The sequence below is a fragment of the Kluyvera fluvialis genome, from assembly GCF_059725275.1.
Genome location: NZ_AP046142.1, coordinates 150,487 through 167,353 on the forward strand (window position 1 = coordinate 150,487; position 16,867 = coordinate 167,353).

Below are 16,867 nucleotides of genomic sequence, written 5' to 3' on the forward strand. Positions count from 1 at the left end.
AAAGCCACTTCGTGATGAAGTGGCCTGGTAACATGTTACTGATTACCGGTTAGCTCGCCAAACGGCAGCTTATCGTAATCGGTTAACGCATTTTTCTTATCCGGGTTGCCAATCCAACGCGTGGTTTCAGTAAACTGCGGGTTGGTCAGCGCGCGGGTTGGGTCATAGCCGTCGTAGCTTAAACCCGCCAGATCAGACCACGTGTGAATCAACTCTGAACTGCTGTATTTGCGGTTAACGTCCTGAGAGAAATCACGCGGGTGAGCCTCATGCCATTTTTCCGATGTCCACAGCAGGAATGGAATGGTGTACATATGGCGGGTTGGCGTATCTTCGTTACGCCCCTGCGTTTTATGTGGCGGCGTGTCGTACACCTCTTCACCGTGATCAGAGAAATACAGCAGGAAGCCGTTCGGATCGGTGGCCTTATAGTCTTTAATCAGGCTCGCGATGATGTAATCGTTATACAGGTTCGCGTTGTCATAATTATTATAAGTCTCCTGCTCTTGCTTGCTTAAACCGGCAGGCAAATTATCGGTTTTACCCGAGAATTTGTTCCAGTTTTCAGGGTAGCGATACTCATAATTAATGTGCGTACCTAACAGGTGAACGATAATAAATTTCTTCGGTGCCGGGTCAGTCAGAACCTCTTTAAACGGTGCCAGCACGTTCGCGTCATATTCGCGAGCGCTTTGGGTACGCTGTTGGTTCATATAGAACTGCTTGTCGGTCTGTCTTGAGAATACCGTCAGCATGGTGTTGCGCTTGGTCATCGTCTGCTGGTTGGTTATCCAGAAGGTTTTATAACCGGCCTGTTTCATCAGGTTCATCAGCGACGGTTTGGTCAGATACAGATCAGGGTTCTGCTCATTGGCAAACGTCAGCGCCTGCTGAAGAATCTCAATCGTGTACGGACGTGAGGTCACAACATCGTTGAACACAGTGAAGTTCGGGTCGGTTTTGTGCAGCTTGTCCAGTTCCGGCGTGGTTTTGCGAGGATAACCGTAAAGGCTCATACGGCCACGCTGGGTTGACTCACCGATTACTAACACTAACGTACGCGGAGCATCGCCGGTGCTGTCTTTCAGATTTGCGAGCGGTGGCAGGGCATGGTTTTCGTTCAACAGTTTGGTCAGGCTATCTAACTGACGGTGATATTGATAATAACCGGTGACAAATTGCCATGGGGCCGCAGGAGCAAGGCGTGCAGACAAACCATCCAGTACGTCGCCCGCAGGTTTGCCTTTTATCACAGTGCCGCTAGCGAAAGGATGCAGAATCAGCCCGTACAGCAGGGCAAAGGCAACCAGCCAGCGCCATGGCGTTGGGATGTAAACTGGGCGCAGGCGTGTCCATAACAGAATGGCAATAACGGAATAAACCAGCGCAACCAACACAATCTTCAGGCTGAAATACTGGCTTAAGAATTCACCCGCTTCATTGGTGTTTGTTTCAAACATCACGAATAAAACGCTTTGTGAAAATTCTTGCCCATAAATAACGTAATAACATATTGCTGCAAGCGACGCGGCCCAGAGCATTACCCCGATAACAGCACCGATAATCCGGGTTTTTTTCGGGAACAGGAATACTGGAACTAGCCATAACAAACTAAAAAGAATGGAATCTCGCAGCCCGGTAGAGCCGCTGTAGCCTGAAGCATAGATGACAAGCTGTAATGCTGTTGAAAAGAAACAGAAATACAATACGGCCCAGCCAAGGGCTTTCCAGCTGAAGGCTGGCGTCGTCTGAGTAGTCGTGGATTGCATACGTTTAACTTATATTGAAGTGGAGGCAGCCAGTTTAGCCACCAATGCTTAAGATATAATTAGATAGGCAGCAGAATAATGAGGTAATAAACTTATTACCCAAAGGGGTAAAGGTTATCGCTGTATTTATACCTGCAACGATATTCTGCGTTACCGTATCTTTTCCATAATCGCCCTTTCCGGAAGGGGTGAATAATAATGCTATGTCTCTGGATGAAAAGAAACTACCTTAAATGGAAATACCCGCAATATTGCGGGTATTCGGCATTTCTTGTAAGGGCGTCACTTACTCAATATTTTGAATTTGCTCGCGCATTTGCTCGATCAGCACTTTCAGTTCAATCGCGGAGTTGGTTACGTCGGCGTTGATAGACTTCGAAGCCAGCGTGTTCGACTCACGGTTGAATTCTTGCATCATGAAGTCCAGACGGCGGCCAACGGCCTCTTTCTTCTTCAGGATGTTATAGGTTTCTTTAACGTGCGCTTCTAAGCGGTCAAGCTCTTCGGAGACGTCGATGCGCTGGGCCATCAGCACCAGCTCTTGCTCCAGGCGGTTGTTTTCCAACTGCACTTGCGCATCTTCCAGCTTGGCGACCAGGCGGTCACGCTGCCATTGCAGGATTTCCGGCATATGAGCACGGACTTTCGCGACTTCACCGCTAACGCCTTCCAGACGCTGTTCAATCAGCGCTTTCAGTGCCTGACCTTCGGTTTCGCGCGCAATAATGAAATCATCCAGCGTGCTGTCCAGCGCGCCCATAATTTCCGCCGCGATGGCATCCAGGTCTTGTTCTTGTGCTGCCATCACGCCAGGCCAACGCAGGATATCAACAGGATTAATTTCCCCTTCATCGCTCTGCATTTTGACCCAGTTCGCCGCGTTGACCAGCTGTTTTGCCAGATTCTCGTTGAGGATCAACTCCCCTTGCGCGCTGGCGTCAGGCTCAAAGCGCAGGGTACATTCCACTTTTCCGCGGGTCAGACGAGAACGCAGACGCTCGCGAACAACCGGTTCCAGGCTGCGGAACTGCTCTGGCAAACGAAAATAGGTTTCAAGATAACGCTGGTTAACCGAGCGCAGTTCCCAAGAGGCGCTGCCCCAAGTGCCCTTAATTTCACGGCGGGCATAGGCGGTCATGCTGCGAATCATAGACGTTCCTGTTTTTAAAGGAGAGATGGGGGGATTATAGCCCTCAGGGAGTTATCAGGATAGGAATAAGCGCCTTTAATCCGTATAATGCGCAGCCACATTCGTTTCAAGCCGGAGATTTTATCATGCGTCCAGCAGGTCGTAGTGCCAACCAGGTTCGTCCCGTCACCCTGACCCGTAATTATACAAAACACGCAGAAGGCTCCGTGCTGGTCGAATTTGGTGATACCAAAGTGTTATGCACCGCATCCATCGATGAAGGCGTACCGCGCTTTCTGAAAGGCCAGGGGCAAGGCTGGATTACCGCCGAATACGGCATGTTGCCACGTGCGACCCATACCCGTAATGCGCGCGAAGCCGCCAAGGGTAAACAGGGTGGCCGCACGATGGAGATTCAGCGTCTGATTGCTCGCGCACTGCGCGCAGCGGTGGATTTAAAAGCGCTGGGCGAGTTCACCATTACGCTTGACTGTGACGTTATCCAGGCTGATGGCGGCACGCGTACCGCGTCTATTACCGGTGCTTGTGTGGCATTGGCGGATGCGCTGGGTAAATTGGTTGCCGCAGGCAAGCTGAAAACCAACCCGATGAAAGGCATGGTCGCAGCGGTCTCCGTGGGCATTGTTAATGGCGAAGCGCTGTGTGACCTTGAATACGTGGAAGATTCCGCCGCAGAAACCGATATGAACGTGGTGATGACCGAAGATGGGCGCATCATAGAAGTTCAGGGGACGGCAGAAGGCGAGCCATTCAGCCACGAAGAGTTACTCACCCTACTGGCGCTAGCTCGAGGGGGCATCGAATCTATTATTACGACGCAGAAGGCGGCGTTAGAAAATTGATTTTAAGGGCGACGTGGTCGCCCTTTTTTTTGTCTGAAAAAAGTGAGATGAGGAGCGAATCCATGAAACCGTATCAGCGCCAGTTTATTGAGTTTGCGCTTAACCAGCAGGTACTTAAGTTTGGCGAGTTTACGCTGAAATCCGGGCGCAAAAGCCCCTATTTCTTCAACGCCGGGCTGTTTAATACCGGGCGCTGTCTGGCACTGTTAGGCCGTTTCTACGCCGAAGCACTGGTCGATTCCGGCATCGATTTCGACTTGCTGTTTGGCCCTGCGTACAAAGGCATTCCTATTGCGACTACCACGGCAGTCGCGCTGGCGGAGCATCACGATAAAGATTATCCGTACTGCTTTAACCGCAAAGAAGCGAAAGATCACGGCGAAGGCGGCAACCTGGTGGGCAGTGCGCTGACCGGGCGCGTGATGCTGGTCGATGATGTGATCACCGCCGGGACGGCAATCCGCGAGTCCATGGAGATTATCCAGGCGAACGGTGCACACCTGGCTGGCGTGCTGATTTCTTTAGATCGTCAAGAGCGCGGGCGTGGCGAAATTTCTGCTATTCAGGAGGTTGAGCGCGACTACGGCTGCCAGGTTATCTCAATCATTACGCTGAAAGACCTGATTACTTATCTGGAAGAAAAACCGGAAATGGCAGAGCATTTGGCATCAGTACGCGCGTATCGCGAAGCGTTCGGCGTATAAAAAAATAGCCCAGCAGCGGCTGGGCTATTCAGTGATTATTGCAGCTGAGCAAGAATCAGCGGCCAGCGGGCTTCAAAGTCGTCCGTTGGTCGGTATTTAAATTCACTGCGCACAAAGCGCGACAGCATACCTTCACAGAAGGCCAACAGTTGGCTTGCTAACAGTGTCTCGTCGGTTTCGTAACCCTCTCCCTCACGCATTTTTCGCTCGCGTAGCACCTGGCGTAGCTGAGCTTCAATTCGCTCGAAAAGCTGGTTAATACGCCCCTGCAGGCGATCTTGTTCAAACATCAATGCATGGCCGGTAAGGATGCGGGTCAGGCCCGGATTACGCTCGCCAAAACCCAGAATCAGCAGCACAATCAGACGTAAACGCGCGGTCGTATCTTTTTCGTCCTTGAGAATCAGGTTGATACGGGTAATCAGGCTATCTTCGATAAACTCAATGAGGCTATCGAACATACGCGTCTTGCTGGGAAAATGCCGGTACAGCGCGGCTTCTGATACACCGACGGATGCTGCCAGTTTTGCCGTCGTAATACGTTGGCTACCATCGCTGGATTCAAGCATCAACGCCAGGGATTGAAGTATTTCCTCGCGACGATTCCTTTTCGCAGTTTGCTTTTCTGCCATGTTCTAAAATACCCCTGAAAATAAACACTTGTCAGGCGAGCATCCACACGGTGACCGCAACCGTAACGTGCAGTGATCTTTTTGCATTATGACGCCGTGAGATGCGTAAAAAAAACAGGCACATCGCGCGTTACACGATGTGCCTTAGAGCGTGTTACTGACGCCCGGAGTGGCCGAAACCACCTTCGCCACGATCGGTGGCTTCAAACGATTCGACCAGATTGAACTCGGCCTGAACGACAGGAACAAATACCATTTGTGCCACACGTTCGCCCGGCTCGATGGTGAAGGTAGTTTGCCCACGGTTCCAGATGGAAACCATCAGTTGGCCCTGATAATCGGAGTCGATAAGACCCACCAGGTTACCCAGCACGATACCGTGTTTATGGCCCAGGCCGGAGCGTGGCAGCATGACAGCCGCCAGTGAAGGGTCGGCAATATGAATTGCCAGGCCGGTTGGCAGTAGGGTGGTTTCACCTGGCGCCAGTTCTACGGCGTCATCAAGACAAGCGCGCAGATCAAGGCCAGCAGAGCCGGCAGTGGCATAGGTTGGCAGTGGGAACTGCTGACCAATACGCGAGTCCAGAATCTTAACGTCGATTTTTTTCATCATAACGGGTAACGATCTCGTCCAATAATAGTTGGCCCAGGAGTGACTTACTGGCGAGCGGCAAACGCTTTTCGCCATCCTGCCAGAAAAGGTGTAATGCATTGTTATCGCTATTAAAGCCTTGATTTGATTGCGATACATCATTGGCGCAAATCAGATCAAGGTTCTTGCGGCTACGCTTTTGCCGCGCATATTCTTCCACATTATTTGTTTCGGCGGCAAACCCTACGACATAAGGTCGGTGCTCTTTTCGTGCTGCAACCCCTGCTACGATGTCAGGATTTTTCACCATTTTTATTGTTAATTCATCGTCCTGGTTGTCTTGTTTCTTAATTTTTTCTTCAGCAATAACGGCTGCACGATAATCCGCGACAGCAGCACAGCCGATAAAAATATGCTGCTGTTCGACGCCCGCCTGCACTGCGGCATTCATCTCTTCGGCAGTGGTGACGTCAATACGTTGCACAAATGCCGGGGTTTGCAGTGACACGGGGCCGCTGACCAGCGTGACATTTGCACCACGGCGCGCGGCGGCTTCCGCAATGGCAAAGCCCATTTTCCCGGAGCTGTGATTGGTGATATAGCGCACGGGGTCTAGTGGTTCGCGGGTTGGGCCTGCGGTAATCATGATGTTCAGATGTTGCAAATCTTTGACGGGCGAAAAGTGTGCCACGGTCATATCCACAATGGTTAACGGGTCAAGCATACGCCCTGGACCGACGTCGCCACAGGCCTGGCTGCCGCTATCCGGCCCCCAGAGAAGCATATTGCGCGAGGCCAGTACCTCAAGATTATGCTGAGTCGCGGCGGCGCGATACATTTGCTGGTTCATCGCTGGCGCAACGGCAACCGGTGCAGAGGTGGCGAGACAAATGGTCGAGACTAGGTCGTTTGCCATACCGGCAGCCACGCGAGCAATCAGGTCAGCCGTCGCCGGAGCCAGAATGACAAGGTCGGCCCATTTACCTAGCTCAATGTGGCCCATCGCCGCTTCAGCCGCAGTATCAAGCAGGCTATCTGAGACTGGGTAGCCGGAAACGGCCTGTAGGCTCAGAGGGGTGATGAAGGCTTTCGCCGCGTCGGTCATTGCGACGCGTACGTCTGCGCCACGGTCGCGTAGGCGACGTACTAGCTCCGGCGTTTTATACGCAGCAATACCGCCGCTGACGCCAAGAACAATTTTCTTACCAGCCAGGCTCATCATGATTCTTTCCTGTTAGGAGTACACCAGAATTTGCGCATTTTATCACAATCCTGGCGGGGTCGTGCGCTTACGACAACGACACTTTGCGAGGCGCTACGCAACGGTAATTTATTGGCGGTGCGCCGCTGTGAGGGCTGTGCCAGCATGGCGAAGGCTCATGGCGGGAGGTGACTATGGCGAATGGAGAAACGATGATGCCGCGCGAAAAAATGCAGCGCTATGGCATTGAAATGCTGTCAGATAGTGAACTGCTGGCGCTATTTTTACGTACCGGGACGCAGGAAAAAAACGTGCTGCACTTTTCTCAAGACCTGCTGCGGCATTTTGGTTCGCTGTACGGTTTGCTTTCCGCATCAGAGCAAGAGATGACCAAAATTCACGGCATGGGAATTGCCAAGTATGCGCAACTGAAAGGTATCGCTGAACTGGCCCGTCGTTACTTTAGCCTACGCGTGCTGGCGGAAAATTCTTTGCTGAGCCCAGAAAACACGCGCGAGTTTTTACAGAGCCAATTGAGTGACGAAGAACGGGAGATATTTATGGTCATCTTCCTCGATAATCAACATAAAGTGCTCAAACACAGCCGTCTTTTTTCTGGCACATTGAGCCATGTTGAGGTGCATCCGCGCGAAATCGTACGAGAAGCCATCAAAATTAATGCGGCGGCGGTGATCCTGGCACATAATCATCCATCTGGAAGTGCAGAACCCAGCAAATCAGACAGACTTATCACTGAAAGGGTGGTAAAATGTTGCCAATTCATGGATGTACGTGTACTTGACCATCTGGTTATTGGCCGTGGTGAGTATGTCTCTTTTGCTGAACGAGGCTGGATTTAGCGGATTATTACGCGATCCACCGGGATCTTTGTCTGTTCGGGACTTGAGCATATCGCCGTGTCAGCGTATACTACGCCACCTTTGAGAATCTCGGGTTTGGCATTTGGGCCTGGCAATCGAGAGTTCACTTAGAACTGCGATGACCGGGCTGTAAAGCCTGACGAGGCGCCGATACCCCATACGAAGCTCGAGCTAATTTGATTTTTGGAGAATAGACATGTCCCGAGTCTGCCAAGTTACTGGCAAGCGTCCGGTGACCGGTAACAACCGTTCCCACGCACTGAACGCGACTAAACGCCGTTTCCTGCCGAACCTGCACTCTCACCGTTTCTGGGTTGAGAGCGAGAAGCGTTTTGTCACCCTGCGCGTATCTGCTAAAGGTATGCGTGTAATCGATAAAAAAGGCATCGATACAGTTCTTGCTGAACTGCGTGCCCGTGGCGAAAAGTACTAAGTACTTAGAGGAAATAAATCATGGCTAAAGGTATTCGTGAGAAAATCAAGCTGGTTTCTTCTGCTGGTACTGGTCACTTCTATACCACCACGAAGAACAAACGTACTAAGCCGGAAAAACTGGAACTGAAAAAGTTCGATCCAGTTGTCCGTCAGCACGTTCTGTACAAAGAAGCTAAAATCAAATAATTTTAGTGTCGATGTCACGAAAAACCTCGCCTCGGCGGGGTTTTTTGTTTTCTGGCCGTCCCCATAATAAAAACATCTGCACTACTGCCGGAGACGCTATGCCTGAATTACCCGAAGTTGAAACCAGCCGCCGGGGGATTGAGCCCCATCTTGTTGGCGCCACTATCCAATACGCGGTTATCCGCAATGGTCGCCTGCGATGGCCTGTCTCTGATGAAATCTACCGCCTGAGCGATAAACCAGTGCTAAGCGTGCAACGCCGCGCCAAATACCTGCTGCTTGAGTTGCCTGACGGCTGGATAATCATTCACCTTGGTATGTCGGGCAGCCTGCGTATATTGGCAGGCGAATTACCGGCGGAAAAACATGACCACGTCGATCTGGTGATGAGTAACGGTAAAGTGCTGCGTTATACCGACCCTCGTCGCTTTGGCGCCTGGTTGTGGACGGCATCGTTGGAAGGGCACAGTGCGCTCGCTCATCTCGGCCCTGAGCCTCTCAGCGCGGAATTTAACGCAGATTATCTATTAGCGAAGTGCGCGAAGAAGAAAACGGCCATTAAGCCCTGGCTGATGGATAACAAACTGGTCGTGGGCGTGGGGAATATCTACGCCAGTGAGTCGCTATTTGCGGCACAGATTCATCCCGACAGGCTGGCGTCGTCGTTATCGCGAGAAGAAGGTGAGCGGTTGGTGAACTGCATCAAAGCCGTGCTGCAACGCTCGATAGAGCAGGGTGGCACAACGTTGAAAGACTTTTTGCAAAGCGACGGTAAGCCTGGATATTTTGCCCAGGAGCTACAGGTTTACGGGCGGAAAGGGGAGCCGTGCCGAGTATGCGGTACGCCGATTATCGCCACTAAACACGCGCAGCGAGCGACGTTTTATTGCCGGCAATGCCAAAAATGATTCACCGTAGCCCCGCATCACCGGGCTACGGCATGGAAGCCTACTTCAGCTTATCCATTAGCGCCTGGTGCACATTTGCAGGCAGGAAGTGAGTCACATCGCCATCGTGGCGGGCCACCTCTTTCACCAATGACGATGAAATAAACGACCACTCTTTGGAAGGCATCAGAAAGACGCTTTCCAGCTCCGGCATCAGGTGGCGGTTCATATGCGCCAACTGCATCTCGTATTCAAAATCAGCGACGGCACGCAGCCCACGAATCAGCACATTCGCCTGTTGCGTACGGGCAAAATTTGCCATCAGATCGCTAAAGCCCATCACTTCAACGTTGCCGAGGTGCGCTGTTGCCTGCTGCGCTAACGCGACTCGCTCGGGTAAATCAAACAGGGGTTTTTTGCTTGGACTGGCCGCAATGGCGAGGATCACATGGTCAAACATGCAGGCCGCGCGGGTCACGATATCAATGTGACCATTGGTGATGGGATCAAAGGTGCCCGGATAAATCGCCCGTTTTTGCATAATAATCCTCAATGCGTTTTCGGTGGCAGGTACGGCTCCAGGAGTTGTAACAAGCGTTGCAGCGCGCCCTGATTCTGATACAGAACCTCAACGGCATGGCGACCGTAGAAGCTACGATAATCTGCATCGCCTAACAGAGAGGATACCTCTTTTTCGAGGCTGGCGGCGTCGGTGACGGTGATAAGCCCACTCGCCTGTTCCAGACGGGCGCAGATATCTTTAAAGTTAAAGGTATGTGGCCCCATCAACACGGGAATAGCGTGGGCTGCGGCTTCTAATGGGTTATGCCCGCCGCGTTCAACCAAAGAACCACCGACAAAGGCCAGGTCAGCAATACCATACAGCAGCATCAGCTCCCCCATGGTGTCACCAATGACAACTTGGGTGGTTGCCGGTGGGACTTCACCTGAGGAGCGTGTGGTGTAGCTAAGACCCGCCTGGCGCGTTAGGTTTATCGCATCAGGGAAACGTTCTGGATGCCGAGGAACCAGAATCAACAGCAGGTCAGGATAATGCTGTAACAGCGCTTTGTGCGCGGCGATAACAATGCTTTCCTCGCCCTCGTGGGTGCTGGTTGCGATCCACACTGGGCGATGAGGCGCCCATTGGCGGCGTAGCGTCACGGCTTTGGCAGCTAACTGTGGCGTAACAGAGATATCAAACTTAAGGCTGCCGGTGATGGTGACCTGATTGTTTTTGGCGCCGAGCGCGACAAAGCGTCGCCCATCTTCTTCATTCTGTGCGGCAATCAGCGTGATGCGCTGAAGCAACGTGCGAACAAACGACCCTAATTTTGCGTAACCAGCTGCGGAGCGCTCGGAAAGTCGAGCGTTGGCGATAACCAGTGGAATATGACGGCGATGCAGTGCGGCAATCAAGTTTGGCCACAGCTCGGTTTCCATGATTAACACTAATTTTGGGTCAATTTTATCAAGGAAGCGGTTCACCGCATCGGGCAGGTCATAAGGCAGATAGACGTGCTGCACATCCTTGCCAAAAGCCGACTGTACGCGCTCCGACCCGGTAGGGGTCATCGTTGTCACCGTAAGGGGCAAATCAGGATAACGGTGGCGCAGCGCACGGACCAGAGGAATAGCCGCCAGCGTTTCACCAACGGAAACAGAATGCAGCATAATTCCACCCGGTTTCAGCGGCTGGCGATAGAAACCGTAACGTTCACCCCAGCGCTTACGATAAGCTGGTGCCTTACGTCCGCGCACCCAAAGCCGTATCCAGATGAGAGGCTGAATAAGATAGAGTAGTGTGGTGTAAAGCAACTCAAGCATGGGCGTTAGCTGACTAATGAATGTGCTGGGGATTCTATGTATTTATCCACTGTTTTGCTATTACTTTTGCTGTTTTGAGCGATTTAGCCACTTTTGATTGTGGAAATTCGTTGAACTGGGGGAGAAACAGGTTCTGCGGCAGAGACATTATTGTTAAAATATAACGGGATTACCGCCGATATTAGCGTAAGCGAGTGGATATTTTGCTTATCAGATACTTAACATAATAAATAGCTGACTTTACCAGCATGCCATTATTTTTGAGATGGATACTTTTTCTTGATAACTGCTTATAGGTTGTCGGGCAAAGCAATGGGCTATTTTTCCATGGCGAGTTTTCTCGAGCAACGTTGAAGTAGTTAACGTCGCTATAGAACTGCGCCCAATCGTGCCACGGTTTTGTGACGCCGACATAGTGAATGAGGATTGTCTCAGATGTTATCTCAAACTTTCTCTTTTTATTTTTGAGCAAACTATCGATGTTGAAGAATGAATTAAATTTGTGATCGACGAGTTTTACACGATCGTGAAAGATGATGTTGAGAGCATCCTGATCTGGGTGTTTAAAACCACCTTTCGTTACAATGGAAATCACTTTTTCAGTGATGTCGAAATTTCTTAATTTTGTTAAATTGAAATATAAAAATCCAGAGTTGAAATATAATTCAGGTACGACGTCACTAATATTTGATGTATCGACGAAGTTATCATGCACGGCAATAAGTGCAGTGTCATCAAATGACTCTGTTAATAGTGGCTGCAAGCTTTTCTTACAAATGATATCGGAATCCAGATAAATTATCGAATCTAATTTATCTGAAAAATAATCAATGGCGATCAACCGAAAATAAATGGAATGATTCCATGATTTCGACGCAGTAGGCAATGACTTTAAAATGTCATCATCTAAAACATAAAAAGTTATCTTTGTATTGTATTGTTCTGAAAGATTAGAAAATAACGTTTGGTTATGCGTTGAAATATCGTTTGAAAATATATGAAAGTGAAAATTGATACTTGGGTTGTTGAGTAATACAGAAGTAATGGAAACACCAGTCCCGTATAGAAACAGATCATCAGCACCGTACGTTATATTGACACATTGTTCTGCTCCGGTATCGTTGCTAGCGTGAGCATCCACAATGCGTTTAATGATGTTCTGTTTCAATTTTAAACCCTTGTGCAATACACAAATACTATGTTTGCTGCTGGAGTATCAAGAATAAGGCGTTAAACATAAATATTATGATTTAGTCCTTCCTTATAGTATAATTTAAACATATATAAATGTCAATAATTTGGCGTGAAGAAGTTGGTAGAAGGAATACAAATTATATGGGTATAGATTCAAGTGTTAGAAAGCTAAATATTATGCTGCTAACTAATGTGGTGCTGCTGCTGATGGTCTTTGGTTTATTCACTATCGATAACCGCGCAGTGCTTAATCTTGCCTCTGTAGCGATGGTATTACTCTCTTTGTACACTATCCGCTCGGAGAAAATTAATATAATTAAAGCAATAGGAAATTTCTTTAAAAACAGAAAATCATTGGCTATCTTTTCGTTATGGTGCTTGATCTGTATCGTTTTTTTCACATATAAAAATAATACCGCAGGTGCAGTAGGTCAGTTTTTTAAAGACTGGCGCTACCCCATAATAATGCTTGTCTTTTTTATCGCTTTTCATAAGCATATTCTCCAATTGAAAAAAACATATGTGATTAGCGCAATTATCACTTTGGCTTATATTGTGCTGGTTGTTCCTGTATTACGTTATATTAAGAACGATCCACAAGCGCTGTATCTGCAACTACGTTATGGGTTTGCCTTCTATGTTGTGATGCTATACCCATTCGTATTGGCAGGTGGACTAATGTACAAGAATGTCCTTATAAAGATATCTCTCTTGTCCCTGTCATTTTTAGCTTTTATCTTCCTACTTTACACTGGTAGCCGAGGTGGCATTCTGTCGCTGGCGGTTGAAACCGTGGCGGTCATGTTCTTGTGCACCAAAAACATTAAAAAGTTTTTGCTTGTGATTTTTATGTCATTGGCTGTCGCTGGAATAGGCGTGGCTATCGCGTATAATTCATTTTCTCAAGTAAAGAATAAAGTAGATCAATCTACACAGGTTACAAATATCTCAAGTGGACGTGATCAGATCATTACACAGCGATATCCGTTAGTCATGAATAGCATTAAAAATGCTATTTTCGGTATCGGATATGGTAACTCTACTTATGATGAGTATCTATGGGACCATCAAGCTCCTCGAAATAATTTAGTCTTTAACTTTAATACAAATAAATACAATTTAGATGAGCCCCTTTTCTTTACCATTCTATATAATATTGGCTTTGGTGGGCTGGCACTATTTTTAGTATCAGTGTTTGTTAATATTAAAGAGATGATTAAGTCAGTAAGAGCCAAGCGTGACATCTTTAGTATATCGTTATTAACCTCATTTATTGGATATTTTTTAGTTTATTGCCTATTCGAGAAGATGTTCATGGAAATATATTTGCTTTATACCATTATGGCCCTGGTATTTATTAACAAAAAAGGGCAGCAAGACAATATGAAAACTATAGATTAGTTGTTTTTCTATGTTGCTCGAGCGTATCGAATGATTAGTTAATTAGTGATATAATCCACGCAGTATAATTAGCTAAGCTATGTTGATCAGCATTCGGGTAGCTGTTGAATCTGGGGCGGTAGCGTGTTTTTTGTCCATTTATCACTGGATTAGCTCAACGAAGGGTCGCTTGTGGAACAGCCATTTAAAAGAGTCTTGGTTATTAAGATGCGCTTTCATGGGGATATGCTGCTGACTACCCCTGTCATTAGCACGCTGAAGCGCCATTATCCTGATGCAAAAATCGATGTGCTTCTATACCAGGACACGATACCTATTTTATCCGAGAATCGTGAAATCAATGCACTGTACGGGATAAAAAATAAGAAGGCTAAAGCAGGTGATAAGATTGCCAACTTTGTCCATCTTATCAAGGTATTGCGTTCAAACAAGTATGACCTTGTTATCAATATGGCAGATCAATGGATGGTCGCGATATTGGTTCGAATGTTGAATGCACCAGTGAAAATTACGCAGGATTACTCGCATCGTCAACATGCTTTTTGGCGTAACAGTTTTACCCATCTTGCTACCCCAAAGGGCAACAATGTTGTAGAAAGCAACCTCTCGGTGCTTTCTCCTCTGAAGCTTGACTCCTACGTGATGCAGACGACGATGAGTTATAACTCCTCTTGCTGGTCGCGAGTTCGTGAGATGCTCGACAGCGTTGGGGTGGGTAAGCGTTATGTGGTGATACAGCCGACCGCGCGACAGATTTTCAAATGCTGGGACAATGATAAATTTTCTCGTGTGGTTGATGACCTACACGAACGCGGGTTAGCCGTGATTCTGACCTCCGGCCCGAGTCGCGAGGACTTAGCCTGTGTAGACGCCATCGCGAAAGGATGTAAAGTCTCGCCGGTCACTGCGCTGGCAGGTAAGATGACATTCCCAGAATTAGCCGCGTTAATTGACCATGCGGAGCTGTTCGTAGGGGTTGATTCCGCGCCAGGACATATCGCGGCGGCGGTAAAGACGCCAATGGTGTGCTTATTTGGTGCGACCAACCACATATTCTGGCGACCATGGTCAGAGAATATGATTCAATTTTGGGCGGGGGATTATCAACCCATGCCATCACGCGAGCAGTTGGATCGTAATAAAATGTATCTTTCAGTTATTCCTGCAAAAGATGTTATTACGGCCATTGGGAAAATGTTATCTCAGAATCATGACCTGCCAGCTACAGGTGCTGAATCATGATAGTCGCATTCTGTTTGTATAAATACTTTCCATTTGGTGGGTTGCAGCGTGATTTTATGCGAATTGCGCAAGCCGTGGCGTCACGTGGCAACCGGGTGCGAGTTTATACCCAGCATTGGGAAGGGGAATGCCCTGATAGTTTTGAACTCGTCATTGTTCCTGTTAAATCTCGCACTAACCATGGGCGTAATGCAGAATACTATGCATGGGTGCAAAATCACCTGCTTAGCCATCCTGTCGATCGTGTTGTGGGATTCAACAAAATGCCCGGCCTGGATGTCTATTATGCCGCCGATGTCTGTTATGCCGAGAAGGTTGCTAGAGAAAAAGGCTTTTTCTATCGCTTAACGTCTCGGTATCGGCATTACGCCGCGTTTGAGCGCGAAACATTTGCGCAGGGCAAACCAACGCAATTGCTTATGCTCACTGACAGGCAAATTGCGGATTTCAAAAAGCATTACCACACTGAAGATGCGCGGTTCCATATTCTCCCACCTGGCATCTATCCAGATAGAAAATACAGTAATCAGCCGAGTGGTTGCCGAGAAGCCTACCGACAGAAAAATGGTGTAGCTGAACAAGAATATCTGCTGTTGCAGGTCGGTTCTGATTTTACTCGCAAAGGTGTGGATCGTTCTATCAAAGCCTTAGCTTCGCTACCAGAGCATTTGCGGCAAAAAACGAAATTGTTTGTTGTTGGGCAGGATAAATCTCGGCGATTTGAATCGCTGGCTAGCCAATATAATGTACGAGAAAACGTGCATTTTTTCTCTGGACGTAATGATATTGCAGAGTTAATGGCCGCAGCTGATTTATTACTACACCCTGCTTATCAGGAGGCTGCGGGCATCGTCTTACTTGAGGCCGTTACAGCGGGACTCCCTGTACTAACAACCGCAGTTTGTGGCTACGCGCATTATATTGCTGATGCACAGTGCGGCAGTGTGATTGAAGAGCCCTATCGACAAGAAGCGTTAGATGAATGTTTGCTTAATGCCTTGCAACAGGACTCATTACGTCAAAAATGGGCCCAGAATGCACGCTATTATGCAGATACTCAGGACTTGTATAGTTTGCCTGAGAAAGCGACGGACATTATAACAGGTGGTTTGGATGGTTGAATTAAGAGAGCCGCTAGCCACGCTATGGCGTGACAAAGATGCTTTTGAAGAAGTCAAAGCATTACAAGGCGAGGTATTTAGAGAGCTAGAAACTCGCCGTACGCTGCGGTTTGAACTTGCGGGCAAAAGCTATTTCCTGAAATGGCATCGCGGTACTTCGTTAAAAGAGATTGTCAAAAATTTGCTTTCTCTACGTATGCCGGTTTTAGGGGCCGATCGAGAGTGGAATGCCATCCATCGTCTTCGCGACGTCGGTGTTGATACCATGCAAGGAATTGGTTTTGGTGAGAAGGGATTAAACCCATTAACCCGCACCTCCTTTATTATTACCGAAGATCTTACGCCAACGGTTAGTCTTGAAGATTATTGTGCGGACTGGGTGACAATACCACCTGAAGTTAAGGTAAAACGCATGATTATTGAGCGTGTTGCCACGATGGTGCGGAAAATGCACCAGGGTGGGGTTAATCATCGTGATTGCTATATTTGCCATTTTTTACTACACCTACCTTTTAGCGGGCAGAGTGATGATTTAAAAATATCGGTAATTGACCTGCATCGTGCTCAAATTCGTGCCACTGTGCCATTGCGTTGGCGAGATAAAGATTTAATCGGCCTTTATTTCTCCTCGTTAGATATTGGGCTGACACAACGTGATATTTTTAGATTTCTAACTGTTTATTTCGATAAGTCGCTAAAAACTATATTGCATGATGAAAAAAGCCTTTTGAATCATGCGCGTGATAAAGCTGAAAAGATAAAAGAAAGAACAATTCGCAAGTCTTTGTAATTTCTGAAAGGTT

At 48.2% G+C, this 16,867-nt stretch carries 18 protein-coding genes; 10 read left to right on the forward strand and 8 right to left on the reverse strand.

The window, feature by feature from the left end; genetic code table 11:
- Nucleotides 1-35: 35 nt before the first annotated feature.
- Nucleotides 36-1,769 (reverse strand): phosphoethanolamine transferase CptA, encoded by a 1,734-nt coding sequence (locus AC6I4B_RS00725; protein WP_497768751.1) that lies wholly within the window; start codon nt 1,767-1,769, stop codon nt 36-38.
- 286 nt (nt 1,770-2,055) lie between these two features.
- Nucleotides 2,056-2,919 (reverse strand): YicC/YloC family endoribonuclease, encoded by an 864-nt coding sequence (locus AC6I4B_RS00730; protein WP_497768752.1) that lies wholly within the window; start codon nt 2,917-2,919, stop codon nt 2,056-2,058.
- A 125-nt stretch (nt 2,920-3,044) separates the two neighbouring features.
- Between AC6I4B_RS00730 and rph the strand changes: the two genes are divergently transcribed.
- Both rph and pyrE read left to right on the forward strand, forming a co-directional pair.
- Nucleotides 3,045-3,761, forward strand: a complete 717-nt coding sequence (gene rph / locus AC6I4B_RS00735) for a ribonuclease PH (protein ID WP_123651034.1) — start codon at nt 3,045-3,047, stop codon at nt 3,759-3,761.
- Between the two features lie 62 nt (nt 3,762-3,823).
- Nucleotides 3,824-4,465 carry an orotate phosphoribosyltransferase gene (pyrE, locus tag AC6I4B_RS00740; RefSeq protein ID WP_497768754.1) on the forward strand — a complete coding sequence of 214 codons (642 nt, stop codon included), beginning with the start codon at nt 3,824-3,826 and terminating at the stop codon, nt 4,463-4,465.
- Nucleotides 4,466-4,500: 35 nt separating this feature from the next.
- Here pyrE and slmA read toward each other — a convergent pair whose 3' ends face one another.
- The 3 genes from slmA to coaBC form a co-directional block, all read right to left on the reverse strand.
- Entirely contained in the window at nt 4,501-5,097 is a 597-nt protein-coding gene (gene slmA, locus AC6I4B_RS00745; protein ID WP_497768755.1) for a nucleoid occlusion factor SlmA, read from the reverse strand.
- Between the two features lie 154 nt (nt 5,098-5,251).
- Complete coding sequence (dut, locus tag AC6I4B_RS00750; protein ID WP_035895829.1) at nt 5,252-5,710, reverse strand: dUTP diphosphatase; 459 nt, start codon at nt 5,708-5,710, stop codon at nt 5,252-5,254.
- Nucleotides 5,688-6,908, reverse strand: a complete 1,221-nt coding sequence (gene coaBC / locus AC6I4B_RS00755; RefSeq protein ID WP_497772304.1) for a bifunctional phosphopantothenoylcysteine decarboxylase/phosphopantothenate--cysteine ligase CoaBC — start codon at nt 6,906-6,908, stop codon at nt 5,688-5,690. Before coaBC ends, dut begins: the two co-directional genes overlap by 23 nt.
- Before the next feature lie 176 nt (nt 6,909-7,084).
- Between coaBC and radC the strand changes: the two genes are divergently transcribed.
- From radC to mutM, 4 genes are all read left to right on the forward strand, one after another.
- A complete protein-coding gene (radC, locus tag AC6I4B_RS00760) occupies nt 7,085-7,750 on the forward strand; it encodes a RadC family protein (protein ID WP_497768757.1) in 666 nt (221 codons plus the stop codon).
- Between the two features lie 217 nt (nt 7,751-7,967).
- Complete coding sequence (gene rpmB / locus AC6I4B_RS00765; RefSeq protein ID WP_000091955.1) at nt 7,968-8,204, forward strand: 50S ribosomal protein L28; 237 nt, start codon at nt 7,968-7,970, stop codon at nt 8,202-8,204.
- 20 nt (nt 8,205-8,224) lie between these two features.
- A complete protein-coding gene (gene rpmG, locus AC6I4B_RS00770; protein ID WP_003024094.1) occupies nt 8,225-8,392 on the forward strand; it encodes a 50S ribosomal protein L33 in 168 nt (55 codons plus the stop codon).
- 98 nt (nt 8,393-8,490) lie between these two features.
- Nucleotides 8,491-9,300, forward strand: coding sequence for a bifunctional DNA-formamidopyrimidine glycosylase/DNA-(apurinic or apyrimidinic site) lyase (gene mutM / locus AC6I4B_RS00775; protein ID WP_497768759.1), 810 nt, complete (start codon nt 8,491-8,493; stop codon nt 9,298-9,300).
- 40 nt (nt 9,301-9,340) lie between these two features.
- On the opposite strand, the gene coaD is transcribed toward mutM, so the two are convergent.
- The 3 genes from coaD to AC6I4B_RS00790 all read right to left on the reverse strand — a co-directional run bounded on the left by coaD (nt 9,341) and on the right by AC6I4B_RS00790 (nt 12,274).
- A complete protein-coding gene (gene coaD / locus AC6I4B_RS00780; protein ID WP_497768761.1) occupies nt 9,341-9,820 on the reverse strand; it encodes a pantetheine-phosphate adenylyltransferase in 480 nt (159 codons plus the stop codon).
- 8 nt (nt 9,821-9,828) lie between these two features.
- Nucleotides 9,829-11,106, reverse strand: a complete 1,278-nt coding sequence (gene waaA / locus AC6I4B_RS00785; RefSeq protein WP_497768763.1) for a lipid IV(A) 3-deoxy-D-manno-octulosonic acid transferase — start codon at nt 11,104-11,106, stop codon at nt 9,829-9,831.
- 181 nt (nt 11,107-11,287) lie between these two features.
- On the reverse strand, nt 11,288-12,274 hold the full coding sequence (locus tag AC6I4B_RS00790; RefSeq protein WP_497768765.1) for a glycosyltransferase: 987 nt from the start codon (nt 12,272-12,274) through the stop codon (nt 11,288-11,290).
- Nucleotides 12,275-12,393: 119 nt separating this feature from the next.
- On the opposite strand from AC6I4B_RS00790, the gene AC6I4B_RS00795 reads away from it, so the two are divergent.
- From AC6I4B_RS00795 to rfaP, 4 genes are all read left to right on the forward strand, one after another.
- On the forward strand, nt 12,394-13,701 hold the full coding sequence (locus AC6I4B_RS00795) for an O-antigen ligase family protein (RefSeq protein WP_497768767.1): 1,308 nt from the start codon (nt 12,394-12,396) through the stop codon (nt 13,699-13,701).
- Between the two features lie 171 nt (nt 13,702-13,872).
- On the forward strand, nt 13,873-14,943 hold the full coding sequence (gene rfaQ / locus AC6I4B_RS00800; RefSeq protein WP_497768769.1) for a lipopolysaccharide core heptosyltransferase RfaQ: 1,071 nt from the start codon (nt 13,873-13,875) through the stop codon (nt 14,941-14,943).
- The gene (locus AC6I4B_RS00805; RefSeq protein WP_497768771.1) at nt 14,940-16,064 is read left to right on the forward strand and encodes a glycosyltransferase family 4 protein; all 1,125 of its coding nucleotides are present in this window, start codon (nt 14,940-14,942) and stop codon (nt 16,062-16,064) included. The genes rfaQ and AC6I4B_RS00805 overlap by 4 nt, the downstream gene beginning before the upstream one ends.
- The gene (gene rfaP, locus AC6I4B_RS00810; protein ID WP_497768773.1) at nt 16,057-16,854 is read left to right on the forward strand and encodes a lipopolysaccharide core heptose(I) kinase RfaP; all 798 of its coding nucleotides are present in this window, start codon (nt 16,057-16,059) and stop codon (nt 16,852-16,854) included. Before AC6I4B_RS00805 ends, rfaP begins: the two co-directional genes overlap by 8 nt.
- Nucleotides 16,855-16,867: the final 13 nt, after the last annotated feature.